The organism is Streptomyces sp. NPDC101165, assembly GCF_044768135.1.
Lineage (GTDB): Bacteria > Actinomycetota > Actinomycetes > Streptomycetales > Streptomycetaceae > Streptomyces.
The window spans coordinates 150,079-174,423 of the sequence record NZ_JBIWPG010000009.1 but is presented as its reverse complement, the minus strand read 5'-3'; the positions used below and the strand labels follow the sequence as shown (position 1 = coordinate 174,423).

Here is a 24,345-nt window from a genome sequence, read left to right as displayed (position 1 = left end):
GTCCCGCGGCTCAGCGGCTCAGCGGCTCAGCGGCTCAGCGGCTCAGCGGCTCAGCGGCTCAGCGGCTCAGGGAGAGGAAAGCGCGATGGCCACCATGGCGGATGTCGCCCGGAGTGCCGGAGTCTCCGTGGCAACCGTCTCCCACGTGCTCAACGGCACGCGTCCGGTGCTGCCCCACACCCGCCAGGCCGTACTGGACGCCGTCGACGCCCTCGGCTACACACCCAACACCCTCGCCCGCTCCCTGGTGACCTCCCGCACCCGCTCCATCGGCCTCGCTGTGTCGGCGATCAGCAACCCGTACTTCACGGAGATCCTGCAGGGCGTCGAGGCCGCCGCCCTGGAGGCGGGCTACAGCCTGCTCATCGCCGACCCGCACGACGACCCCGCGCACGAGCGGAAGGTCGTCCAGCTTCTTCACGAGCGCCGGGTGGACGGCATGATCGTCGCCCCCTCCGCACACCCGCACGACCTCGTCGCCTACCTCGGCCGCCACGAGGTTCCGACGGTGTTCCTGGACCGGGTACTCCCCGAGAAGGCGCGTTTCGATCAGGTCTGCGCCGAGAACGAGGGCCCGACGGCCCGCCTCGTCACCCATCTCGCCGGGCTCGGCCATCGCCGGATCGGCCTGGTCGCGGGCCTGCCCGGGCTCAGCACCACCAGCGAGCGGATCACCGGCTACCGGCAGGGTCTCGCCGCCGCCGGGCTGGCCCACGACGAGGACCTCGTGGTGTCCGGCAACTCCGAGTCGGCGGGTGCCGAGCGGGCCACGGTCGCCCTGCTCTCCCTGCCGGCGCCGCCCACGGCGCTGGTCACCGCCAACAACGCCATGACCATCGGCGCCCTGCGCGCCCTGCGCCGGGAGGGCCTGGCCGTCCCGGACGACATCGCCCTGTGCTGCTTCGACGACTTCGCCTGGGCCGATCTGTTCTCGCCCCGGCTCACCGCCGTCGCCCAGCCCAGCAGGGAGATCGGGGCCCAGGCCGTCCGGGTGCTCCTGGACCGGCTGGCCGCCCCCGACCGGCCGGCTCGGACCGTCCGGCTGCCCTGCACCCTCGTCCACCGCACCTCCTGCGGATGCCCGGAGGACCAGGACCACGACCGGGCCGCAGACGCAAGGTCGGCCGGACCTGGTCGGAAGACCGAACCGTCCGCGCTCTCCGCACACTCCGCGCAGTCCGCACTGTCCGAGAAGGGAACCGCCTCGTGATCGTCGTCGCCGGTGAGGCACTGATCGACCTGGTACCGCACGGCCCGGGTGCGCTGGCGGACCTGAAGCCGGCGCTCGGCGGTGGCCCGTACAACACCGCCGTGGCCCTCGGCCGCCTCGGCTCCCCGACCGCGTTCTGCTCCCGCACCTCGCACGACGCCTTCGGCGAGGCCCTGCTGGACGGGCTACGCCGGGCCGGGGTGGACGTGTCCGGCGTGCAGCGCGGCCCCGAGCCGACCACGCTCGCCGTCGCCACGATCGACGGCGGCGGCTCCGCCGCCTACTCCTTCTATGTCGACGGCACCGCCGACCGTCTCTTCAGCACCCCCGCCGGACTCCCCGCCGGCACGCGCGCGGTGTCCTTCGGCACCTGCTCACTCGTCCTGGAACCGGGAGCGAGCGCCTACGAGGAGCTGATGCGAAACGCGGCCGCGCAGGGCCTGTTCACCGCCCTCGACCCCAACATCCGGGCGGGTCTCGTCCCGGACGCGGACGCCTACCGGGCGCGTTTCAAGAGCTGGCTGCCCTCGGTGACGCTGCTGAAGCTGTCCGCGGAGGACGCGGAGTGGCTGGGTGGCACCCCGCGCGAGTGGCTGGCCGCGGGACCGGCGGCTGTTGTGGTGACCCGGGGCGGCGACGGTCTCACCGTCCACACCCGGGACGGCGCGGAGTACTCCGTACCAGGCGAGAAGGTCGCGGTCGTGGACACCATCGGCGCCGGTGACACGGTGAACGCGGCCCTGCTGCACGGCCTGTCCGCTCAGGACGCGCTGTCGCCGGAGGGACTCGCCGCCCTGGGACGGGACGGCTGGCGGCGACTGCTGCGGTTCGCGGCACGCGCAGCGGCGATCACCTGCTCACGCGCGGGTGCGGAGCCGCCGTACGCGGCCGAGCTGGGCGAGTTGTGAGCGGTCTCTTTCCTCTGTGCTCGTGTCAAGGTTCGACCGGATCCGCGGTTCGTGGGACGGCCGGACCGCGGAGCCAAAGTGGCTGATGGTGGAACGAACGGCGCCCCGCGGGGAGTTCCCGCGGGGCGCCGCTTTTTTGATGACGTGTCAGGGCATGCCCCGAACCGGCCTCAGGCCTTGCGGGCCCGCGTCGTCGTCTTCTTGGCCGGTGTCGTCTTCTGCGTGGCCGCGGCGGCCTTCTTGGTCGCCGTGTTGTTGGCCTTGGCCGTCACCGTCTTCTTCGCCGTCGACCTGGCCGCGGCCGTCTTCTTGGCCGCCGCACCGCGCGGTGCCCTCACCGGTGCCGCGTCGCTGATGCGGTCGGCGCCGAGGATCTCGCGCAGGAACTTGCCGGTGTGGCTGGCCGGAACGCCCGCGACCTCCTCGGGCGTGCCCTCGGCGACCACGAGGCCACCGCCGGCACCGCCTTCCGGACCCATGTCGACGACCCAGTCGGCGGTCTTGATCACGTCGAGGTTGTGCTCGATGACGATGACCGTGTTGCCCTTGTCGACCAGGTCGGCGAGGACCTTCAGCAGCTTGCTGATGTCCTCGAAGTGCAGACCGGTGGTCGGCTCGTCCAGGACGTAGACCGTGCGTCCGGTGGAGCGCTTCTGCAGCTCGCTGGCGAGCTTCACACGCTGCGCCTCACCGCCCGACAGGGTGGTCGCGGACTGGCCGAGTCGCACGTACCCGAGGCCGACGTCCTTCAGCGTCCGCAGGTGCCGGGAGATGGCCGGGACCGCCTCGAAGAACTCGGTCGCCTCCTCGATCGGCATGTTCAGCACGTCGGCGATGGACTTGCCCTTGTAGTGGACCTCCAGGGTCTCCCGGTTGTACCGGGCGCCGTGGCAGACCTCGCACGGGACGTAGACGTCCGGGAGGAAGTTCATCTCGATCTTGATGGTGCCGTCGCCCGCGCAGTTCTCGCAGCGGCCGCCCTTGACGTTGAAGGAGAACCGCCCGGGCAGGTAGCCGCGGACCTTCGCCTCGGTGGTCTCGGCGAACAGCTTGCGGACGTGGTCGAAGACGCCGGTGTACGTCGCCGGGTTGGACCGCGGGGTGCGGCCGATGGGCGACTGGTCGACGTGCACGACCTTGTCGACGAGGTCGTCGCCGTCCACGCGCGTGTGCCGTCCGGGGACGCTGCGCGCGCCGTTCAGCTCGCGGGCCAGGTGCGTGTAGAGGATGTCGTTGACCAGCGTCGACTTGCCGGATCCGGACACGCCCGTGACGGCCGTGAACACGCCGAGCGGGAAGGACACGTCGATGTCCTGCAGGTTGTTCTCCCGGGCGCCGTGCACGGTCAGTCGGCGGGTCGGGTCCTGCGGGCGCCGTACGTCCGGCAGCGGGATGGACTTGCGGCCCGAGAGGTACTGGCCGGTCTGCGACTCGGCGTTGGCGAGCAGTTCCTTCAGGGAGCCGCTGTGCACGACCTTGCCGCCGTGCTCGCCGGCGCCCGGGCCGATGTCGACGATCCAGTCGGCGACCTTGATCGTGTCCTCGTCGTGCTCCACGACGATGAGCGTGTTGCCCATGTCGCGCAGCCGGACCAGGGTCTCGATCAGCCGGTGGTTGTCGCGCTGGTGCAGGCCGATGGACGGCTCGTCCAGGACGTACAGGACACCGACGAGGCCGGAGCCGATCTGGGTGGCCAGACGGATGCGCTGGGCCTCGCCGCCGGAGAGGGTGCCGGCCGCGCGGTTGAGGGAGAGGTAGTCGAGGCCGACGTCGACCAGGAAGCGCAGCCGCTCGTTGACCTCCTTCAGGACGCGCTCGGCGATCTTCTTGTCGCGGGCGCTCAGCGTCAGCTCGCCCAGGAAGTCCGCGCAGTCGCTGATCGACATCGCGGAGACCTCGGCGATCGACTTCTCCATGATCGTGACGGCGAGGACGATCGGCTTCAGGCGCGTGCCCTCGCAGGAGGGGCAGGGCACCTCGCGCATGTAGCCCTCGAAGCGCTCGCGGCTGGCGTCGCTCTCGGCCTCGCTGTGCCGGCGCTTCACGAAGGGCACCGCACCCTCGAAGGGCGTGGTGTACACGCGCTCGCGGCCGTACCGGTTGCGGTACCGGACCTCGATCTGGGTCTTGTGACCGTGGAGCAGGGCCTTCTTCGCCCGCTGCGGCAGGCCTGCGAAGGGGATGTCGGTACGGAAGCCGAGCGCGTCCGCGAGGGCGCCGATCAGGCGGCCGAAGTAGTCCTTCGTGTGGCCGTGCGACCAGGGGTGGATGGCGCCCTCGTCCAGGGACTTGTCCTCGTCCGGGACGATCAGCTCCGGGTCGACCTCCATGCGCGTGCCGATGCCGGTGCACTCGGGGCAGGCACCGAAGGGCGAGTTGAAGGAGAAGGAGCGGGGCTCCAGCTCCTCGAAGGACAGGTCGTCGTACGGGCAGTACAGGTGCTCCGAGTACATGCGCTCGCGCTCGGGGTCGTCCTCGGGGAGGTCCACGAAGTCGAGCACGACCATGCCGCCGGACAGGCCGAGGGCGGTCTCCACGGAGTCGGTGAGGCGGCGCTTGGCGGAGTCCTTCACCGTGAGGCGGTCGATGACCACCTCGATGGTGTGCTTCTCCTGCTTCTTCAGGGTCGGCGGGTCGGACAGCTGGATGGTCTCGCCGTCCACACGCGCGCGTGAGTAGCCCTTGGTCTGCAGGTCGGCGAAGAGGTCGACGAACTCGCCCTTTCGCTCGCGCACCAGCGGCGACAGCACCTGGAAGCGGCTCCCCTCCGGCAGCTCCAGGACCTTGTCGACGATGGCCTGCGGCGACTGGCGCGAGATCGGGCGTCCGCACTGGGGACAGTGCGGCTTGCCGATGCGCGCGAAGAGCAGACGCAGGTAGTCGTAGACCTCGGTGATGGTGCCGACCGTGGAGCGCGGGTTGCGCGAGGTCGACTTCTGGTCGATGGAGACCGCCGGGGACAGACCCTCGATGAAGTCGACGTCCGGCTTGTCCATCTGGCCGAGGAACTGGCGGGCATACGAGGAGAGCGACTCCACGTAGCGACGCTGGCCCTCGGCGAAGATGGTGTCGAAGGCCAGCGAGGACTTACCCGACCCCGACAGGCCCGTGAAGACGATGAGCGAGTCACGCGGCAGGTCGAGCGAGACATTCTTCAGGTTGTGCTCGCGCGCGCCACGGACGATGAGACGGTCGGCCACGCCGGTCCGCACCTTTCTTGAGAGAAGTGACAGGGGCGGGGCCCCCGTGCTTCTTCGAGACTAGGGGGAGCCACTGACAACGCCGGTCGGATTTCCCGGTTGCATAACAACCCCCGGTCATCCAGCATGCCCGACGCCACCCCCGACGATATAGCACGTGCTTTCGATTTTTGGCGGAGGTTCACCACCTTCACCCAAAGGTGTGGCGGGGCTAAGGTCAGGCCCATGATTGATCACGCTCATGACCTGGCCTGTGTACGCGAAGCGACCGAGCGGCTCCTCACCGCTGTCGCCAAGCTGGACAACGCGTCTCTCGCCGAGCCGTCACGCCTGCCCGGCTGGACCCGCGGTCACGTCCTCGCCCACCTCGCCCGCAACGCGGACGCGCTCGTGAACGTCCTCGAGGGCCGTCCCATGTACGCGAGCGCCGAGGCCCGGGACGCCGACATCGAGCGGGACGCCCCGCGCCCCCTGGACGACCAGCTCGCCGATGTGCGCGAGAGCGGGGCCCGCTTCCAGGAGACGGGGGCCGCGCCGGCGGACTGGACGCGCACGGTGGAGCTGCGCAACGGGGTCACCGACTCCGCGTCCCGGGTGCCGTTCCGGCGCTGGGTCGAGGTCGACCTGCACCATGTGGACCTCGGGACCGGGTACGAGCTGGAGGACCTGCCGGCGGAGTTCACCGAGCGGGAGATCGAGTTCCTGGCACAGCGGTTCTCGGGGCACCCCGACGTCCCGGCGACCCGCGTCACGGACGGCACGCGCGCGTGGAGCACGGGACGCGAGGCCGCCGAGCCGGAGATCACGGTCACCGGGTCTCCGGCGGACCTGCTGGGCTGGCTCGCCGGACGCCGCGAGGGCGCCGCGCTGGAGGCGACGGGCGGCGCGCTCCCGAAGCTGCCTCCGCTGTAGCGCGACGACGGCCCGCCGGACACTCCCCCGCTATAGGCTGATCACCATGACGTACAGCGGAGAGGTCAAGGTCGGCGGCCCGGCGGACGTGCACGAGCTGAAAGACCTGATGATCACGAAGATCGCGGTCGGCCCGATGGACAACAACGCCTATCTGCTGCGCTGCCGGGCCACCGACGAGCAACTCCTGATCGACGCCGCCAACGAGGCACAGACCCTGCTGGCCATGATCGGCGACGACGGCATCGCGTCCGTCGTCACCACACATCAGCACGGCGACCACTGGCAGGCGCTCGCCGAGGTCGCCGCCGCCACGGGTGCCCGTACGTACGCCGGCCGGGAGGACGCCCCGGGCATCCCGGTGCCCACCGACGTCCTGGTCGACGACGGTGACGTCATCAGGGTGGGGCGCGTGGAACTCACCGCACGCCACCTCGTGGGGCACACTCCGGGCTCCATCGCGCTGGTCTACGACGACCCGCACGGCCACCCGCACGTCTTTACCGGGGACTGCCTCTTCCCGGGCGGCGTCGGCAACACGCGCAAGGACCCTGAGGCGTTCGCGAGTCTGATCCGCGACGTGGAGACGAAGATCTTCGATGTGCTGCCGGACGAGACCTGGGTGTACCCGGGGCACGGCAACGACACCACGCTGGGGGCGGAGCGGCCGCATCTGCCGGAGTGGCACGCGCGCGGGTGGTGATGTGCCCGGCGCCTGATCGCTCGGCGCGCCTGGTTCATGTGCGGCTGCGGGTGCGTGGTGGCCTTTTGCTCCCGCGCGGCGGAACTGCATGTAGCTACGGCCCCGCGCCCCTTGGTGAAGCGGACGCGGCTCGAGCAGTCGGCGAGTTCGCGCCGGGCGCGCGCCCCGTGTGAACTGTTCGCACGCGCCGGGGGCGCATGCGCGCTCCCCTCGCGCCGTGTCACGCAGTCAACTGGTGGCAGCCCCGCACAGGATGACGGCTCCTGCGCGGTATGGGCCGCCGGTCTTCCAACCCCGCCCTCGGCCGGCGGCCCAGGCCAGGGCCACCTCGGGTGGCAGCGTTCACACGACCGCAACACCCGTTCCCAGTATGCGGACAATGAACGCCGTGACCTGGACAAACATGGGGTTCGCTGCCAATCTCCCGCCATGCACCCTGCCCCTCGCGCACTGCGCCGCGCGGTAGCCGCCGCCACCATAGCCCTGCTCGCCACCGCTGTCGGCTGTGCTCCGCAGCCGGAGGACAAGGCGTCGTCCGGGTCCGCCGAGAAGAGCTGCGCCAAGGGCAAGTTGGCCACCAAGACGTCCGGAAAGCTGACGATCGCGACGGACGAGCCCGCGTACGAGCCGTGGTTCAAGGACGACAAGCCCGCGAACGGCAAGGGCTTCGAGTCGGCGGTGGCCTACGCCGTGGCGCAGCAGCTGGGCTACGACAAGAGCGCCGTGGTCTGGCAGAGCGTGCCCTTCAACAAGGCGTTCGCGCCCGGCGTGAAGACCTTCGACTTCGACATCAACCAGGTGTCGATCAGCACGGAGCGCAAGAAGGCCGTGGACTTCTCCTCCGGTTACTACGACGTGCGTCAGGCCGTCATCGCGCTCAAGGGCAGCAAGGCCGCCGAGGCGACGAGCGTCGCGGACCTGAAGAACCTCAAGCTGGGCGCCCAGGTGGGCACCACGAGCCTCGACTACATCACCGACGTGGTGAAGCCGAAGCAGCAGGCCGCCGTGTACGCGAAGAACGACCAGGCCAAGTCCGCGTTGAAGAACGGTCAGGTCGACGCCGTCGTCACGGACCTGCCGACCGCCTTCTACATCACCGCGGCCGAGGTGCCGAACGCGAAGATCGTCGGCCAGTTCGAGAACCAGGGCGGCACGCCCGAGCAGTTCGGGCTCGTGCTCGACAAGGGCAGCGCGCTGACCTCGTGCGTGACCGGCGCCGTCGACGCGCTGCGCAAGGACGGCACACTGGCGCGCGTCGAGAAGCAGTGGCTCTCCGACGCCGTCGACGCTCCGGTGCTCAAGTGACGGTCACCAAGGGTGAGTCCGCGGCGGAGGGGGCGGACGACAAGGGTGACATGACCGGTGGCGCCGGGGGCGCGGTGCCCGGCGCCGATGACGGCTACGTGCCCTCCGAGCGGCGGCTGGAGCGCGAGCGCCACAAGCGGGCGCGGGCCCGCCGCGCCACGGCCGTCGCGGCGCTCTCCACCCTGGTCACGGCCGTCGTGCTCTACCTGGTCGTCGTCAACGCGCCGGGCTGGCCGCGCACCAAGGAGACGTTCTTCAGCGCGCAGTACGCGCGCGAGGCGTTCCCCAAGGTCCTCGAAGGATTGTGGCTGAACGTCCGCCTCCTGATCATCTGTGGTGCCGCCGTACTGGTCCTCGGCATGCTCATCGCCGTGGCCCGCACCCTGCGCGGCCCGGTGTTCTTCCCGCTGCGTGTGCTGGCGGCGGCGTACACGGACTTCTTCCGCGGTCTGCCGCTCATCATCAACTTGATGATCGTGGTGCTGGGCGTGCCCGCGCTGCGGCTGCAGGGCGTGACGGTGGATCCGGTGCTGCTCGGCGGTACGGCGCTGACGCTGACGTACTCGGCGTACGTGGCCGAGGTGTTCCGGGCCGGCATCGAGTCGATCCACCCCTCGCAGCGCGCCGCGGCCCGTTCGCTGGGCCTCACCAACCGGCAGGCCCTGCGCTACGTCGTGCTGCCCCAGGCGGTGCGCCGTCAGGTGCCACCGCTGCTCAACGACCTGGTGTCGCTGCAGAAGGACACCGGCCTGGTGTCGATCGGCGGCGCGGTGGACGCCGTACGGGCCGCCGACATCATCGTGGGCCGCAGCCTCAACTACACGCCGTACATCGTCGCGGGCCTGGTCTTCGTCGCGCTGACCATCCCGATGACGCGTTTCACGGACTGGGTGACGGCCAGGACGGACCGGCAGCGGGCCCAGGGAGGATCGATATGAGTACGGCACCCCAGGAGGGCTCCCCGGTGCTGCGGATGGAGTCCGTCCGCAAGACCTTCGGGAGTTCCGTCGTACTGCGGGACGTCGACCTGGAGGTCGCCCCGCACACGGTGACAGCGCTGATCGGCGCCTCTGGCTCGGGCAAGTCCACGCTGCTGCGCTGCGCCAACCTCCTGGAGGAGGTCGACGACGGCGCGATCTGGCTGGACGGCGAGGAGATCACCGACCCGCGCGTCGACCAGGACGCGGTACGCCGCCGTATCGGCGTGGTCTTCCAGGCGTACAACCTCTTCCCGCACATGACCGTGCTGGACAACATCACGCTCGCCCCGCGCCGGGTGCACGGCGCCTCTCGCGCGGAGGCCGAGGAGCGGGCCAGGGAACTGCTGGAGCGCCTCGGACTGGGCGACAAGGCGGCTGCCTACCCGGATCGGCTGAGCGGCGGCCAGCAGCAGCGTGTGGCGATCGTACGGGCCCTCGCCGCACGGCCCCGGCTGCTGCTGCTCGACGAGATCACCGCCGCTCTGGACCCCGAACTCGTCGGCGAGGTCCTGGAAGTGGTCCGTGGTCTGAAGGACGAGGGCATGACCATGGTGCTGGCGACGCACGAGATGGGCTTCGCCCGGGACGTCGCCGACCAGGTTTGTTTTCTGGACGGAGGGGTCGTGCTGGAGCGCGGCACGGCCGAGCAGGTCTTCGGCGAACCGCAGCAGGAGCGCACGCGACGCTTCCTGCGGCGGATCGTGGAGTCCGGTCGCCTGTAGGGCCGGCGGAGGCTACGCGTCGGCCTGCGCCGCCTCCACCAGGGCGGCGACCCGCTCCACGCCGAACACGTAGCCCTGCACGCCGCAGCCCGCGATCACGCCGTCGGCGCGCAGCGAGACGTACGAGTGGTGCCGAAACGACTCGCGCTGGTGGATGTTGGAGATGTGCACCTCCAGCACGGGCAGGCCGTCGCAGGTGTTGAGCGCGTCCAGGATCGCGACCGAGGTGTGCGAGTAGGCGCCGGGGTTGATGACGATCCCGCAGTGGGTGAGCCGCGCCTCGTGGATCCAGTCGACCAGCTCGCCCTCGTGGTTGGACTGCCGGAAGTCCACCGTGCCGCCGTGTGCCGCCGCCGCCTTGGCGCACATCGCCTCGACGTCGGCGAGCGTGTCCTTGCCGTAGATCTCGGGCTGGCGCTGGCCGAGGAGGTTCAGGTTGGGCCCGTTGAGGATCATGATCGGGGCGTTGGCCAGGGTGCGGGGCACGGTTCCTCCGGTCCGTTCGGGGCGGCTTCTGCGACCGCTCGCTCGAACCCGGTCTATCACGGCACGTGGCGCGGGCGAGGGGCGCCCGCTCCGGCCGCCTCGGCGCGCGCCGCGGCTTGTTGATCACCTCCGCGCGCCCCCGTAACCCTTGATCACGGTGGGTAGTTGACGCAGTGTGCACGATGTACGGGCCGTAAGGGCCCCTTCCATGCCGCGGCTCGCGGCCGCCTCGCTCGCCGGGACCGCGATCGAGTTCTACGACTTCTTCGTCTACGGGACAGCGGCGGCCTTGGTCCTGGGCCCCCTGTTCTTCCCGACGTTCTCGCCCGTGGCGGGGACGCTGGCGGCGTTCGTGACGTTCGGGGTGGGGTTCGTGGCCCGGCCGCTGGGCTCGGTGCTGTTCGGGCACCTCGGCGACCGGCGCGGACGGCGGCCGGTGCTCGTCATCTCCCTGCTGCTGACCGGCGCTTCAACGGTCGCGGTCGGGTGCGTGCCGACGTACGGGTCCATCGGCATGGCCGCCCCCGTGCTGCTGCTCGTCCTGCGCTTCCTCCAAGGGCTCGGGCTCGGCGGTGAGTGGGGCGGGGCGGTGCTGCTGACCGCCGAGCACGCGCCCGCGGAACGGCGCGCCCTGTGGTCGAGCTTCCCCCAGGTGGGGCCCGCGTTCGGCTTCGTGCTCGCCAACGGGGTGATGCTCGCGCTGTCGGCGGCGCTGTCCGACGCGCAGTTCGCGCAGTGGGGCTGGCGGGTTCCGTTCTGGGCGGCCGGTGTGCTGGCTCTGGCCGGGCTGTGGCTGCGCTCGTCGCTCGCCGAGACGCCCGGGTTCCTGGAGATCGACGACCACGCGCGCGTGCCGCTCGTCGAGGTCGTACGGCACCACGGGCGGCTGGTGCTGCTGACGGCCGGGGCGCTGGCCGTCGGGTACGCCGTGTTCTACGCGGTGACGACGTGGTCGCTGGCGTACGCGACCGAGCGGCTCGGGGTGAGCCGCACCGTCATGCTGACGTGTGTCATGGCCGCCGTGGTGGTGAAGGGCGCGCTCACGCCCCTGATGGCGCTGCTGGGCGACCGCTACGGACGCCGGCCGATGTGCCTGGTGGGGTGCACGGCATGCGCCCTGTGGATGCTGCCGATGGTCGCCCTGCTGGCGACGGGCGAGCCGCTGCTGATGTTCCTCGGCATCCTGGGCGCGCTGATCGCCTTCGTCATCATGTTCTCGGTGATCGCCGCATATCTGCCGGAGCTGTACGAGGCGCGGGTGCGCTGCACGGGGGCCGCGGTCGGTTACAACCTGGGCGGGGTCCTGGGCGGCGCGCTCACCCCGATCGTCGCCACGGCCCTGGCGGAAAACGGCGGGCGCGTTCCGTGGGGCGTGGGCTTGTATCTGACGGGCATCGCCCTGCTGAGCCTGGCCTGCTTCGCGCTGCTTCCGGAGACGCGGCCCGTGCCCGTGCCGGCGGTGGAGCCGGTCGCGGGCTGACCGGGACAGCCGCGCTACGGGTTGATCGCCAGCTCCAGGTAGGCCGCGAACACCACCAGGTGCACGCCACCCTGCAGGGGTGTGGCCCGGCCCGGCACCACCGTCAGGGAACTGACGATCACGGTCAGCGCGAGCAGCAGCATGTCCTTCGATCCGAGACCGAGGACGAGCGGTCCGGACAGCCAGACGGAGGCGAGGGCGACGGCGGGGATGGTCAGGCCGATGCTGGCCATGGCCGAGCCGAGGGCGAGGTTGAGGCTGGTCTGCACGCGGTCACGCCGGGCGGAGCGCAGCGCGGCGATCGTCTCGGGCAGCAGCACGAGCAGGGCGATGATCACGCCGACGACCGCTTGGTTGAGGCCGGCCGCCTCCACGCCGGACTCGATGGCGGGCGACACACCCTTGGCCAGGCCCACCACGCCGATCAGGGCGAGGCCGAGCAGGCCGAGGCTGGTCCAGGCCGCGCGCGCGGAGGGGGGCACGGCGTGGTCGTCGCCGGTGATGACCTCGCCCTGCCGGGTGATCGGCAGGAAGTAGTCGCGGTGCCGCACGGTCTGGGTGGCCACGAACAGGCCGTAGAGGATCAGTGAGGACAGCGCGGCGAACGTCAGCTGCACGGTGGAGAACTCTGGGCCGGGCTTGCTGGTGGTGAAGGTCGGCAGCACCAGGCTGAGCGTGGCCAGCGTCGCGACGGTCGCCAGGGCGGCGCCGGTGCCCTCGGGGTTGAAGACCGCGGTCCCGTGGCGCAGGGAGGCGACGAGGAGACAGAGTCCGACGATGCCGTTGCAGGTGATCATCACGGCGGCGAAGACGGTGTCCCGGGCCAGGGTGGCACTCTTGTCGCCGCCGTCGGCCATGAGGGTGACGATCAGGGCCACCTCGATGACGGTGACGGCGACGGCGAGCACCAGGGAGCCGAAGGGTTCACCGACACGGTGGGCGACCACCTCGGCGTGGTGCACCGCCGCGAGGACGGACCCCGCGAGGACCAGGGTCACCAGCGCGACGACCGCGCCGGGCAGTTCACGGCCCCAGGTGAAGATCAGGAGGACGACCGCGAGCACCGGCACGAGGAGCGTCCACTGGGTGGTGAGCGACCTGAGCCGAGTGATCATGAAGCGATCGTGGCAGACACGCACAGGGTTCGCATTCCGTTCTTTTCGGATCCCTGGTCATCCTTTCGGTGCGGGCACCAGTGCCGATACGGCTGGCACCCCGCAGGTCGATCGATGGTTCTGGCGCCCCGTGCCGTCCGGCGTCAGCCTCTGCCGTCAGGCGTCGACGCTGTCCTTCGCGGCACCCTCGCTCTCGCCGTGCACCGCCTCGGCGGCCGCCTGCTTTCTGGTGGCCATGAGGCTGGTGATGGTGGTGACGGCGAGGACCGCACAGATCACGCCGAGCGAGACCGGGATGCTGATCTCGGGGACGTGGACCCCGGACTCGTGCAGCGCGTGCAGCACCAGCTTGACGCCGATGAAGCCGAGGATGATCGACAGTCCGTACGACAGGTGGACCAGCTTCTTGAGCAGGCCGCCGATGAGGAAGTACAGCTGGCGCAGCCCCATCAGGGCGAAGGCGTTGGCGGTGAAGACGATGTACGGGTCCTGGGTCAGGCCGAAGATCGCGGGGATGGAGTCCAGCGCGAACAGCACGTCGGTGGTGCCGATGGCGAGCATCACGACCAGCATCGGGGTCATGACCCGCTTGCCGTTCTCCTGGATCCAGAGCTTGGTGCCGTGGTAACGGTCGGCCACGCCGAACCGGCGCTCCGCGGCCTTCAGCAGCTTGTTCTCCTCGTACTCCTCGTCCTCCTCGTCGGCACGGGCCTCCTGGACGAGCTTCCAGGCGGTCCAGATCAGGAAGGCGCCGAAGAGGAAGAAGACCCAGGAGAAGCTGGCGATGATCGCGGCTCCGGCCGCGATGAAAGCGGCCCGCAGGACCAGGGCTATGAGGACGCCGACGAGCAGGACCCGCTGCTGGTACTGCGAGGGCACCGCGAACTTCGCCATGATCAGGACGAAGACGAAGAGGTTGTCGACGCTCAGCGACTTCTCGGTGATGAAGCCCGCGAAGAACTCGCCGGCGGGCCGGCCACCGCCGAAGACGAGCAGACCGAGGCCGAAGAGCCCGGCCAGGGCGATCCAGACGGCGGTCCAGATACCGGCTTCCTTGATCGACACGTCATGGGGCTTGCGCCCGATGAAGAAATCGACCGCGATCAGGGCGGCGAGACCCACGATGGTCAGGACCCACAGGGTCACGGAGACTTCCACTGCACCTCCGGCATTTCGTAACGGCAAACACTGTCAGCGCTGTCGCTGCCGGAGGTCTCTTCCACCCTCGATGGGCCGACGCCCCGGGATCCACATCGATCCGTACTGACGGGTGCGTCGCAGTCAGGAGTACTCCCCTCCGCTGGGAAGACAGTACCCCAATCACCAAGGAAAGGTAAAGTCATTAGTAAAGAAAGAAGCAAGTTCGCTGCTCAGCGGTCCTTTACCGATGCTTGGTACGGTCCTCCGTCACCTCGGTGAGCACCTGCTGGAGGATCCCGCTGCCGGGCGGCACGAGCGAGGGCTCGTAGGTCCAGGCGTGGCCGACCCAGGGGTCGGCGAGATGATCGTCGGGTACGGGGGTGAGTCGCATCAGCGAACGCCACAGCGGGTCGAGCAACGGGCCGTAGGACTCGGAGTCCGCACGGTCCGCGACCATCAGCAGATGCACGCCGACGGCCGGGCCCTCGTCGGCGAGATAGCGCAGCTGGGTCACCGCCCGGTCGTCGAAGCCGTGCGGGAAGTCGTTGACGATCAGCAGCTGCTGGGCGGTGTCGACGTCGGGTGGCAGCGCTTCGGCCGCGCCGCCGCGCACCGCCATCTGTGTCAGGTCGACACGGCGGGTGAGCCGTCCCAGCATGTCCGCCACGCCCGCCGCGCCACTCGTAGGCGGCACCGCCACAGCCCCCGCCCGTGTCAACGGCAGAAGCGCCTGGGCCCCGGCACCGGCCGGGTCGAGGACCTGCACGGCGAACTCCCCCACCGGGTGGACGGCGAGCAGCCGGACCGCGAGCGCCACCGCGGCATCCATGGCCAGCCGACGCGCCTCAGCGGGGTCCAGGAAGGTGTCATCGGGTCCTTCGACCGGGCCGCTGTCGATCCACAGCCCCCGCTCCAGCGGCAGCCTGACCAGCATGGGAATGCGCAGCGGCACGCTCTCGGGCAGATGGAGATCGCCGAGCCGCACGGCCATCGGCGGCTCGTCCGGCACGCGGTAGCCGTGCCAGACGGGGTTGTCCCATCGGGCGTACGCCGGCGGCAGCGCGGGCTCGACGACCTCGGACTCGGCCGTGAGCTGGGCGAGGTCCCGGTCGAACACAGCCCGTGCCTGATCGACCAGCTGGGAGTGCCGGGCGTGGGCCGCCTCGCGCGTGGTCCGGCCCGCCGCGCCCAGCCGGCTGCGCGGATCGGCGAGGACCTGGTCGAGTTCCTTCTCCAGCCGGGCACCGGCGAAGTCGACGGCGCTGCGGTACGCGGCCGTGGTGCGGGCCAGGTCCTCGAACATGCCCCAGACCTGGTTGTACAGCCGCTCCTCCATCGACCAGCCCACCGCATCACCGGCCACGGGCTGGGCAGGCTGCCCGTCCGGGACGGGGGGCGGCGGGGCTGCGGGGGTACGGCGGCCGGGGTGGGTGTAGTCGATCGGCCCGCCCGATGTCCGAGCATCGTGCGCGCCCCGCGCATCGTGCGCGTCGTACGGCTGTGTCGGCCGTGGTGCCGAAGAGCCGGCGGTGTCCTGAGGCTGTGGCACCGGTATTGCGCGGGCGAGGCTTCGGGACACCGCTTCCTGGATACCCGCCGCGAGTGCTCCGGGCTGGGGCAGGCCCTGGTCGGTGAAGAGTGCGGCGAGACCACCGGCGTAGCCCTGGCCGACCGCGCGGACCTTCCAGGCCTCCTGCCGGCGGTACAGCTCCAGGGCGACGACGGCCGACTCGGCGTCCAGGCCGGTGAGGGCGAAGCGGACGATCTCGGCGCCGTCGAGACCGGTGACCGCAGTACGCGGTGCGGCGACCGCACCGAACCGGAGCGCGCCTCCCGGCTGCGTGGGCAGGGCCAGCAGCACGGTGACGCGATGGACCGCCTCGGGCAGGGCGGCCAGGTCGACGGCGAGCCGGTGGTCGGCGGCGGCCTGCCCTGAGACCTCGATCCCGGGCAGCGTGGGGGCGCCGGGGTGGGCGACCCACTCGGCGCCGTGCACGGTGCCGTGCTCGTCGCCGAGCGTGGCTCCCGCCAGGACCGGCACCCCGGCAGAGATCCGGATCTCCAGCCGGACCTGCGACAGCGGGTGATTCTGTCCCCGCACCAGCTCGGCCGTCATCGCCGTCGCCCCCTGTGTCGTGTTGTCGTGCGCCGCGTCGGGCGGTCCTACAGGTACGACCGGATCTCCGGCATCAGGTCCTGGAAGGTGCGGCCCCTGGCCGGCTCGCCCAGGGCGGTCATCGTCCAACCCGCGCCCACGCGCTGCACCTTGGCCATGATCTGGGCGGTGTACTCGCCACCGCCCGCCAGTGTGTATCGGGCCAACTCCTGGCCGTTGGTCTCGTCCACGAGGCGGCAGAACGCGTTCTCCACCTCCTGGAAGGTCTGGCCCGTGAAGGAGTTCACGGTGAAGACGATCTGGTCGACGTGGACCGGGACGCGCTGCAGGTCCACGAGGATGGCCTCGTCGTCACCGCCCTGGCCGACGCCGCCGACGAGGTTGTCGCCGGTGTGGCGCACGGAGCCGTCGTCGCTCACCAGGTGGCGGAAGAAGACGACGTCGACCGGCTCCTTCTCGGCGAAGAGAACCGCGGAGGCGTCCAGGTCGATCTCGCGAGTGCGCGAGCCGAACAGCCCGCGCCGCTTCGCCGCCTGCCAGCCGAGACCCATGCGGACCGCGGTCAGGGTGGCCCCGTCCTTCTTCTCCAGGCTGATGGCCTGACCCTTGGTCAAGTTGACGGTCACGGCTGATTCCCCTCTCGATGGTCCCCTGTTGCCGCACAGTGGGCGGCTGTCCAGAACCCTACGCAGGGGCACTGACAGTGCCGAACCCCGGCTCGCGCTTTGTGTCGGTGTTGCAACACGAGGCGCGTATGCCGAGGTCCGGCAGGGTCACGAGGGTCAGGCGAGGCCCGCCTCCCGCATCTGGCGCAGTTCCTTCTTCATCTCGGAGACCTCGTCGCGCAGCCGGGCGGCGATCTCGAACTGCAGCTCGGCGGCGGCCGCGCGCATGCGCTCCGTCATCTCCTCGATCTGCTCGGCGAGTTCGGCCGCCGGGCGGTCCGTGGGCACTGCGGCCCCCGCCTTGCTCTTGGCGGCCTTGCCGCCCTTCGCACCCTTGGCCGCCTTGTCGCCGAGCGACGGGACAGGGGCCTTGGCGGCCTTGCCGTCCTTCTGCTTGCGGTAGCCGGAGCCGAGCAGCTGTTCGGTGTCGACCTCCTCGCGGGCGATCTGCGCGACGATGTCGTTGATCTTCTTGCGCAGCGGCTGCGGGTCGATGCCGTTGGCCTTGTTGTAGGCGACCTGCTTCTCCCGGCGGCGGTTGGTCTCATCGATGGCCTTCTCCATCGCCGGGGTGATCTTGTCGGCGTACATGTGGACCTGGCCGGAGACGTTGCGCGCCGCGCGGCCGATGGTCTGGATCAGCGAGGTGCCGGAGCGCAGGAAGCCCTCCTTGTCCGCGTCGAGGATCGCCACCAGGGACACCTCGGGCAGGTCGAGACCCTCACGGAGCAGGTTGATGCCGACCAGGACGTCGAACTCGCCGGAGCGCAGCTCGCGCAGCAGCTCGACGCGGCGCAGGGTGTCGACGTCGCTGTGCAGATAGCGCACCTGGATGCCGAGCTCCAGGAAGTAGTCCGTGAGGTCCTCGGCCATCTTCTTGGTGAGCGTGGTGACGAGGACGCGCTCGTCCTTCTCGGTGCGCCGGCGGATCTCGTGCACCAGATCGTCGATCTGCCCCTCGGTGGGCTTGACCACGACCTCCGGGTCGACGAGGCCGGTGGGGCGGATGATCTGCTCGACGACGCCGTCGCCGCGGGACAGTTCGTAGGTGCCCGGGGTCGCCGACAGATAGACCGTCTGGCCGATGCGCTTCTGGAACTCCTCCCACTTCAGGGGGCGGTTGTCCAGGGCGGAGGGCAGCCGGAATCCGTGCTCGACCAGGGTCCGCTTACGGGAGGCGTCGCCCTCGTACATGGCGCCGATCTGCGGGACGGTGACGTGCGACTCGTCGATGACGAGCAGGAAGTCGTCCGGGAAGTAGTCCAGCAGGGTGTTGGGCGGGGAGCCGGGCGCGCGGCCGTCGAAGTGCATCGAGTAGTTCTCCACGCCGGAGCAGCTGCCGATCTGGCGGAGCATCTCGATGTCGTACGTGGTGCGCATCCGCAGGCGCTGGGCCTCCAGCAGCTTGCCCTGCTTCTCCAGCTCGGACAGGCGCTCCCCCAGCTCCTTCTCGATGTCGTTGACGGCCCGCTCCATGCGCTCGGGGCCGGCGACGTAGTGGGAGGCGGGGAAGACGTACAACTGCTGGTCGTCGCTGATGATCTCGCCGGTGAGCGGGTGCAGCGTGGACAGCGCCTCGATCTCGTCGCCGAACATCTCGATGCGGACGGCCAGCTCCTCGTAGACCGGGAAGATCTCGATGGTGTCGCCGCGGACCCGGAAGGTGCCGCGGCTGAAGGCCATGTCGTTGCGCGTGTACTGGATGTCGACGAAGCGGCGCAGCAGTTCGTCGCGGTCCATCTCGTCGCCGACCCGGAGGGGGACCATTCGGTCCACGTACTCCTGCGGAGTACCGAGGCCGTAGATGCAGGACACCGAGGCGACCACGATGACGTCGCGGCGGGTGAGCAGCGAGTTCGTCGCCGAGTGGCGCAGGCGCTCGACCTCCTCGTTGATCGAGGAGTCCTTCTCGATGTAGGTGTCCGACTGCGGGACGTAGGCCTCGGGCTGGTAGTAGTCGTAGTACGAGACGAAGTACTCGACCGCGTTGTTCGGGAGGAGCTCGCGGAACTCGTTGGCCAGCTGGGCGGCCAGCGTCTTGTTCGGCGCCATCACGAGGGTGGGGCGCTGGAGCTTCTCGATCATCCACGCGGTGGTGGCGGACTTGCCGGTGCCGGTCGCGCCGAGCAGGACGACGTCCTTCTCACCGGCCTCGATGCGCTTGGCCAGCTCGGCGATGGCCGCCGGCTGGTCTCCGCTGGGCTGGTACGGGCTGACGACCTCGAAGGGCGCCACCGTGCGTTCGATGTGGGAAACGGGCCGCATGGGATCCACCGTACGACCCCGCACTGACAACGGGTCCCGGTCAGCGGTTCTGCGGGGTGCGGGAGCCGTGGTGCCGGGAGTCGTGGACCGGCCGGTGGCCGGCGTGGAGCGCCGGGGCGCGGTGCTGGTGGGAGGGCACGGCGGCGGCCGGGACGCCCGGCTTGTCCTCGACGTCCCGCCGGGTGGGCCTGCCCATCACCATCAGCGGGTCGAACATCACGACGACGCCGGCGAGGAGCAGGAAGGCGAGCGGGCCGATCAGCATCGGTGCGAGCACCGTGGTCGGTGAACCGCTGGTGGCGGAGCCGGGGGTGTTGTGGAGGTGGACGTCGAGGGCGGCCATACCGGTGTAGTGCATGCCGGTGACGGCGAGGCCCATCACCATGCTGGCCCCGACGCTCCACAGGAAGCCCCGCACACGTCCGGCCGCCCACAGGGCGGCCGTGGCGGCCACGACCGCTATGGCGACGGAGGCGGCGACGGTGAGCGTGTTGTACGAGAACCGCCCGTCGAAGTGCATGCCCGCCATGCCGAGGTAGTGCATCGAGGCGACACCCAGACCGGTGATCGTGCCGCCGGTGAACAGTGCGGCGCCGGTGGCGCCCCGGTACCCGACGATGAAGATCCCGACGCCCACCATGACGATGGCGAGGCCGAGGCTCGCGTAGGTGATCGGCTTGTCGTAGTGGATCGGCGTCTCTTCGATGGTGAAACCCATCATGGCGACGAAGTGCATGGTCCATATGCCGGAGCCGATCGCGGCCGAGCCGAGCGCCAGCCAGGCGGGCCGCCAGGAGTGCGTGACCAGCAGGGATCGGGTGGTGCAGCGCAGGCCGAGGGCGCCACCGAGGCAGGCCATCAGAAAGGCCACCAACGGGGTGACGACCCCGTAGCTGAATCCGTCGACCGTGCCCTGCATGCGCGGCTGCCCTTCCGCCCTGTTGCGTCCCGGAATTCCTGAAATGCGCCCCCGTCCCAGGACCGCGCCGGCGGTCAGGGTTGACGCAGAGAGTATGACCCGCACCGGAATGGTCGAACGATTTTCCGGCAAAGAAACACGCCCTTGCCCCACTTGTGCGGCACTCGTGAGCGGACTTGGGCGACGCCGTTCATCGTGTGGGCGTCCTGCACTCGCGTGCCGTTGACTCTCTGCTGTCAAGCTGATGCTGTCGGTAATCGCTCGACGCGAGGAGTCCGCATGTACGCGCGCGCAGTCGCCGCCACGGCAACCGCGATCCTGGGGACGGCAGCCCTGCTGAGCCCCACCTCCGACGCCCTGGCGGGCGAGGTCGGCGAGCCCACGCTGATCGCCCACCGCGGCGCCTCCGCCTACGCTCCCGAGAACACCCTGGCCTCCATCGACAAGGCCGCACAGCTGGGCTTCTCCTGGGTAGAGAACGACGTCCAGCGCACCAAGGACGGCCAACTGGTCGTCATCCACGACGACAGCCTGCAGCGCACCACGAACGTCGAGGACGTCTTCCCGGGCCGGGCGCCCTGGAAGGTGAAGGACTTCACCGCCGCCGAGATCGCCCGGCTGGACGCGGGCAACTGGTTCTCCCCCGCGTACGCGGGCACGCGGGTGCCCACCCTGAAGCAGTACATGCGCCGGGTCGAGCACAACCACGAGAAGCTGCTCCTGGAGGTCAAGAACCCGGAGCTGTACCCCGGCATCGAGCAGCAGACCGTGCGGCTGCTCGGCGAGGAGGGCTGGCTGGACCGGCGGCACCTCGGGCGGCTGATCGTGCAGAGTTTCGACGCGGACAGTGTGCGTACCGTGCACAAGCTGAAGCCGGCGCTCACCATCGCCTACCTCGGCACACCGCCCGTGGCGCAGCTGCGCCAGTACGCGCGTTTCAGCGACCTGATCAATCCCTCGTACGGGTCGATCTCCGCCCAGTACGTCTCCGCGGTGCATGCCGTCACCGGGCCGCACGGCAGGCGGCTCGGGGTGTTCGCCTGGACGGTGGACGACGCGGCCACCGCCTGGAAGGCAGCGGGCTACGGCGTCGACGGGCTCATCAGCAACAAGCCCGACGTGGTCCGGACGGCGCTGAGCACGGGCTGAGCCGGGACCGTAGTGCGGCGGGCGTTGTCAGTGGCGGGTCGTACGGTTGGCGCATGGACAGCCATGGGCAGGACGAGCAGCGGGTCGTGTGGGCCGTCGTGGGCAGCGGCATCGGCCCGCTGATGCTGGCGGCGACCCGCGAGGGACTGGTCAACGTGGTCTTCCACGCCACGGACGTCGTGCGCGAGCGGACCCTGGAGCGACTGGCGGCCCGGCTGGGCACCGCCCCTGTAGAGGACCCGGACTCGCCGCTGCTGACCGAGGCGATACGGCAGCTCCAGGCGTACTTCGCGGGCGAGCGTCACGACTTCGACCTGCCCCTGGACTGGTCGCTCATCTCGGGCTTCAACCGGCAGGTGCTGCGCGAGCTGGCCTCCGGGGTCCCGTACGGCACGGTGGTGGGGTACGGCGATCTGGCCGGCCGGGTCGGGCAGCCGGGCGGGGCGCAGGCGGTGGGTGCGGCGATGGGCGCCAATCCGCTGCCGGTCGTCGTGCCGTGCCACCGGGTGGTGGAGAGCGACGGCGGCATCGGCGGCTTCGGTGGAGGTCTGGAGACCAAGCGGAAGCTGCTCGCCCTGGAGGGCGTGCTGCCCGAGCCGCTGTTCTGACGGCGGCGGGTCCGCACGCCCCGACTACGGTTACGCGTAGTGCCGGGCCTCGAAGACGTTGCCGTCCGGGTCCCGGAAGTAGAAGTTCCGCGTGGCGTTCCCACGGGCGCCGGAGGAGTCGTGGCCGATGTCGGACATCGGGACGTCGTGTTCGGCCAGGCGGGCGCGCAGGGTGTCGAAGCCGGCGGACGACAGGGCCAGGCAGACGTGGTTGACGGGATGGCCCGCGCTCTCGACGGAGCCGGGAAGCATGTTCATGCGCTCCACGAGGCTGTGCGGCGCGAGGTCCAGGATCGTCTCCTCGTTGACGCGTACGGAGACGAACGACACCTTTCCCTCGGTGTACTCGGCGACCTTCAGCGGCTCCAGGCCGACGGCGTTCTCGTAGAAACCTGCGGCAGCGACCGGATCGGCCACCCACAGGACGACGTGGTCGAGACGCGTGGTGTGGTCAGTCATGCGGTCCAGGCTGGTGGTGTCCCCCACAGACGGCAAGCGTTTAGCGGGATGTGGCGCCCGCCAGAGATGAGGAAGGACCGACTGACAGGAGGCGGGCACGTGGTGCTGGTGGTGTCGGAAGAAGTCCGGGAAGCGCTCGACGCGCGGCGGCCGGTGGTGGCCCTGGAGTCCACGATCATCGCGCACGGGCTGCCGCGTCCGCGCAATCTCCAGGTGGCGCTGGAGCTGGAGCACGTGGTGCGGCAGGAGGGCGCCGTCCCCGCGACCGTCGCCGTCCTGGACGGGCGCCCGCACGTCGGCCTGGACAAGGAGCAGCTGGAGCGGGTCGCGAACGAGGACCGCATCCGCAAGCTGGGCCACCGAGACCTGCCGCTGGCCGTGGCGGCGGGGGCGAGCGGAGCGACGACCGTGTCGGCGACGGCGCAACTGGCGGCTCTGGCGGGCGTCCGGGTGTTCGCCACGGGCGGGCTGGGCGGTGTGCACCGGGAATGGACGGTGACCCAGGACGAGTCGGCCGACCTGGGCCTGCTGGCACGGACCCGGATCACGGTGGTGTGCGCGGGCGTGAAGTCGATCCTCGACGTGCCGGCGACCCTGCAGCGACTGGAGACGCTGGGCGTGGCCGTCGCCGGGTACCGCACCGACCGGTTCCCCGGGTTCTATCTGTCCGACTCCGGGCATCCGGTCGACTGGACGCTGCAGAGTCCGGAAGAGGTCGCCGAGGTCATGCGGGCGCAGGACGCGCTGGACGCGCCGGAGTCGGCGCTGATCGTCGCCAACCCCGTCCCGGAGGAGCAGCAGCTCGATCCGGGGCTGCACGCGCGCGTGCTCGCCGACGCGCTGCGCGCCTGCGACGAGGAGGGTGTCACCGGCCAGGCGGTCACGCCGTTCCTGCTCGACTTCCTGGTCCGGCACACGGACGGGGCCTCGCTGGACGCCAACCTGGCGGCGGTGCGCGGCAATGTACGGCTGGCGGCGCGGGTCGCAACGGCGTGGACCAGGTAGTGCCCGCACCCGGGGACGGGGCGCTGCTGGTCGTCGGGGACGTCGTCACCGATGTCGTCGCCCGGCACCGGGGGCCGCTCGCGACCGGCACCGACACGGCCGCCGCGATCCGGACCCTGCCGGGCGGCGCGGGCGCCAACGTGGCCTGCTGGGCGGCCCATGCCGGCTGTGCGGACGTACGGCTGCTCGGGCGGGTGGGCGCGGACGCGGTGGAGTGGCACGAGCGGGAGCTGATGGCGGCCGGGGTGCAGCCCCGGCTGGTGGTCGACCGGGAGGCGACGACCGGGACGGTGATCTGCCTCGTCGACACCGGCGCCTCGGCCGAGCGCACATTTCTCACGGACAGCGGGGCGTCCCTGCGGCTCGAACCCGCCGACTGGTCCGACGCATTGCTCGACGGGGTCGCCCGGCTGCACCTGTCCGGCTATCTGTTGTTCTCCGAGCCGAGCCGGGCGCTCGCCGCAGTGGCCCTCGCCGCAGCACGCGGGCGTGGGGTGCCGGTCAGTCTGGACCCGGCGTCGGCGGGCTTCCTGATGGACTTCGGCGTGGACCGTTTCCTGGCGTTCGCGGAGGGGCTGGACGTCCTGCTGCCCAGCCGGGACGAGGCGTGTCTGCTGACCGGACTGCCCGAACCGGCGGACGCGGCGGCCAAGTTGAGCCGGCTCGTCCCGCTGGTGGTGGCCAAGTCGGGTGTGGCCGGGGCGCTGGTGGCCCGTTCCGGGGCCGTGGTCGCTCGGGTTCCGGCCGTGTCGGCGAACCCGCTGGACACCACGGGCGCCGGCGACGCCTTCACCGGAGGGTTCCTGGCCGCCCTGCTCGCGGGCGCGGATCCGGAGGAGGCGGCGGCACAGGGTTGCCGGGCGGGAGCACGAGCGGTGGAACGGGTGGGCGGCAGGCCACCGCACCGGGGCAACGGCGGCTAGTGGGGTGCCTTCTGGCCGACCTGACCAAGAAGGCACCTTATGACTCGGACATCAGTTTCTGACCCATATGTCAGT

The 24,345-nt window shown here is 70.5% G+C and carries 21 protein-coding genes; 12 read left to right on the top strand and 9 right to left on the bottom strand.

Annotated features, from left to right (window positions below; genetic code table 11):
* Positions 1–85 precede the first annotated feature (85 nt).
* Together ACIRVH_RS20835 and ACIRVH_RS20830 are read left to right on the top strand one after the other, a co-directional pair.
* A complete protein-coding gene (locus ACIRVH_RS20835; RefSeq protein ID WP_403955323.1) occupies positions 86–1,210 on the top strand; it encodes a LacI family DNA-binding transcriptional regulator in 1,125 nt (374 codons plus the stop codon).
* Positions 1,207–2,118 carry a carbohydrate kinase gene (locus ACIRVH_RS20830; protein WP_403955321.1) on the top strand — a complete coding sequence of 304 codons (912 nt, stop codon included), beginning with the start codon at positions 1,207–1,209 and terminating at the stop codon, positions 2,116–2,118. Before ACIRVH_RS20835 ends, ACIRVH_RS20830 begins: the two co-directional genes overlap by 4 nt.
* A 170-nt stretch (positions 2,119–2,288) precedes the next feature.
* On the opposite strand, the gene uvrA is transcribed toward ACIRVH_RS20830, so the two are convergent.
* On the bottom strand, positions 2,289–5,318 hold the full coding sequence (uvrA, locus tag ACIRVH_RS20825) for an excinuclease ABC subunit UvrA (RefSeq protein ID WP_403955319.1): 3,030 nt from the start codon (positions 5,316–5,318) through the stop codon (positions 2,289–2,291).
* Positions 5,319–5,543: 225 nt separating this feature from the next.
* Here uvrA and ACIRVH_RS20820 point away from each other — a divergent pair, with 225 nt between their 5' ends.
* The 5 genes from ACIRVH_RS20820 to ACIRVH_RS20800 all read left to right on the top strand — a co-directional run bounded on the left by ACIRVH_RS20820 (position 5,544) and on the right by ACIRVH_RS20800 (position 9,940).
* The gene (locus ACIRVH_RS20820; RefSeq protein WP_403955316.1) at positions 5,544–6,230 is read left to right on the top strand and encodes a maleylpyruvate isomerase family mycothiol-dependent enzyme; all 687 of its coding nucleotides are present in this window, start codon (positions 5,544–5,546) and stop codon (positions 6,228–6,230) included.
* A 46-nt stretch (positions 6,231–6,276) separates the two neighbouring features.
* On the top strand, positions 6,277–6,933 hold the full coding sequence (locus ACIRVH_RS20815; RefSeq protein WP_145874967.1) for an MBL fold metallo-hydrolase: 657 nt from the start codon (positions 6,277–6,279) through the stop codon (positions 6,931–6,933).
* A gap of 429 nt (positions 6,934–7,362) precedes the next feature.
* Positions 7,363–8,238 (top strand): ABC transporter substrate-binding protein, encoded by an 876-nt coding sequence (locus ACIRVH_RS20810; protein ID WP_403955312.1) that lies wholly within the window; start codon positions 7,363–7,365, stop codon positions 8,236–8,238.
* On the top strand, positions 8,235–9,176 hold the full coding sequence (locus ACIRVH_RS20805; RefSeq protein ID WP_403955309.1) for an amino acid ABC transporter permease: 942 nt from the start codon (positions 8,235–8,237) through the stop codon (positions 9,174–9,176). The genes ACIRVH_RS20810 and ACIRVH_RS20805 overlap by 4 nt, the downstream gene beginning before the upstream one ends.
* A complete protein-coding gene (locus ACIRVH_RS20800) occupies positions 9,173–9,940 on the top strand; it encodes an amino acid ABC transporter ATP-binding protein (protein WP_403955307.1) in 768 nt (255 codons plus the stop codon). Before ACIRVH_RS20805 ends, ACIRVH_RS20800 begins: the two co-directional genes overlap by 4 nt.
* A 12-nt stretch (positions 9,941–9,952) precedes the next feature.
* On the opposite strand, the gene aroQ is transcribed toward ACIRVH_RS20800, so the two are convergent.
* Entirely contained in the window at positions 9,953–10,426 is a 474-nt protein-coding gene (gene aroQ / locus ACIRVH_RS20795; RefSeq protein ID WP_403955305.1) for a type II 3-dehydroquinate dehydratase, read from the bottom strand.
* 208 nt (positions 10,427–10,634) lie between these two features.
* On the opposite strand from aroQ, the gene ACIRVH_RS20790 reads away from it, so the two are divergent.
* Complete coding sequence (locus ACIRVH_RS20790; RefSeq protein WP_403955302.1) at positions 10,635–11,906, top strand: MFS transporter; 1,272 nt, start codon at positions 10,635–10,637, stop codon at positions 11,904–11,906.
* Positions 11,907–11,920: 14 nt separating this feature from the next.
* On the opposite strand, the gene ACIRVH_RS20785 is transcribed toward ACIRVH_RS20790, so the two are convergent.
* The 6 genes from ACIRVH_RS20785 to ACIRVH_RS20760 form a co-directional block, all read right to left on the bottom strand.
* A complete protein-coding gene (locus tag ACIRVH_RS20785; RefSeq protein ID WP_403955299.1) occupies positions 11,921–13,021 on the bottom strand; it encodes a calcium:proton antiporter in 1,101 nt (366 codons plus the stop codon).
* Between the two features lie 156 nt (positions 13,022–13,177).
* Positions 13,178–14,179: a TerC/Alx family metal homeostasis membrane protein gene (locus ACIRVH_RS20780; RefSeq protein ID WP_403955296.1), complete on the bottom strand. Its 1,002-nt coding sequence runs from the start codon at positions 14,177–14,179 to the stop codon at positions 13,178–13,180.
* 223 nt (positions 14,180–14,402) lie between these two features.
* The gene (locus ACIRVH_RS20775; protein ID WP_403955294.1) at positions 14,403–16,277 is read right to left on the bottom strand and encodes a TerD family protein; all 1,875 of its coding nucleotides are present in this window, start codon (positions 16,275–16,277) and stop codon (positions 14,403–14,405) included.
* A gap of 47 nt (positions 16,278–16,324) precedes the next feature.
* Positions 16,325–16,903 carry a TerD family protein gene (locus ACIRVH_RS20770; protein WP_403955292.1) on the bottom strand — a complete coding sequence of 193 codons (579 nt, stop codon included), beginning with the start codon at positions 16,901–16,903 and terminating at the stop codon, positions 16,325–16,327.
* A gap of 156 nt (positions 16,904–17,059) precedes the next feature.
* Positions 17,060–19,207 (bottom strand): excinuclease ABC subunit UvrB, encoded by a 2,148-nt coding sequence (uvrB, locus tag ACIRVH_RS20765; RefSeq protein ID WP_403955290.1) that lies wholly within the window; start codon positions 19,205–19,207, stop codon positions 17,060–17,062.
* Positions 19,208–19,247: 40 nt separating this feature from the next.
* The gene (locus tag ACIRVH_RS20760; protein ID WP_403955288.1) at positions 19,248–20,126 is read right to left on the bottom strand and encodes an MHYT domain-containing protein; all 879 of its coding nucleotides are present in this window, start codon (positions 20,124–20,126) and stop codon (positions 19,248–19,250) included.
* A gap of 279 nt (positions 20,127–20,405) precedes the next feature.
* Here ACIRVH_RS20760 and ACIRVH_RS20755 point away from each other — a divergent pair, with 279 nt between their 5' ends.
* Both ACIRVH_RS20755 and ACIRVH_RS20750 read left to right on the top strand, forming a co-directional pair.
* Positions 20,406–21,275: a glycerophosphodiester phosphodiesterase gene (locus ACIRVH_RS20755; protein WP_403955287.1), complete on the top strand. Its 870-nt coding sequence runs from the start codon at positions 20,406–20,408 to the stop codon at positions 21,273–21,275.
* A 53-nt stretch (positions 21,276–21,328) separates the two neighbouring features.
* Positions 21,329–21,883: a methylated-DNA--[protein]-cysteine S-methyltransferase gene (locus ACIRVH_RS20750; RefSeq protein WP_403955284.1), complete on the top strand. Its 555-nt coding sequence runs from the start codon at positions 21,329–21,331 to the stop codon at positions 21,881–21,883.
* 30 nt (positions 21,884–21,913) lie between these two features.
* Here ACIRVH_RS20750 and ACIRVH_RS20745 read toward each other — a convergent pair whose 3' ends face one another.
* On the bottom strand, positions 21,914–22,342 hold the full coding sequence (locus ACIRVH_RS20745) for a VOC family protein (protein WP_403955282.1): 429 nt from the start codon (positions 22,340–22,342) through the stop codon (positions 21,914–21,916).
* 102 nt (positions 22,343–22,444) lie between these two features.
* On the opposite strand from ACIRVH_RS20745, the gene ACIRVH_RS20740 reads away from it, so the two are divergent.
* Together ACIRVH_RS20740 and ACIRVH_RS20735 are read left to right on the top strand one after the other, a co-directional pair.
* Positions 22,445–23,347, top strand: coding sequence for a pseudouridine-5'-phosphate glycosidase (locus ACIRVH_RS20740; protein ID WP_403955758.1), 903 nt, complete (start codon positions 22,445–22,447; stop codon positions 23,345–23,347).
* Positions 23,335–24,270 (top strand): carbohydrate kinase family protein, encoded by a 936-nt coding sequence (locus ACIRVH_RS20735; RefSeq protein WP_403955279.1) that lies wholly within the window; start codon positions 23,335–23,337, stop codon positions 24,268–24,270. Before ACIRVH_RS20740 ends, ACIRVH_RS20735 begins: the two co-directional genes overlap by 13 nt.
* Positions 24,271–24,345 lie beyond the last annotated feature (75 nt).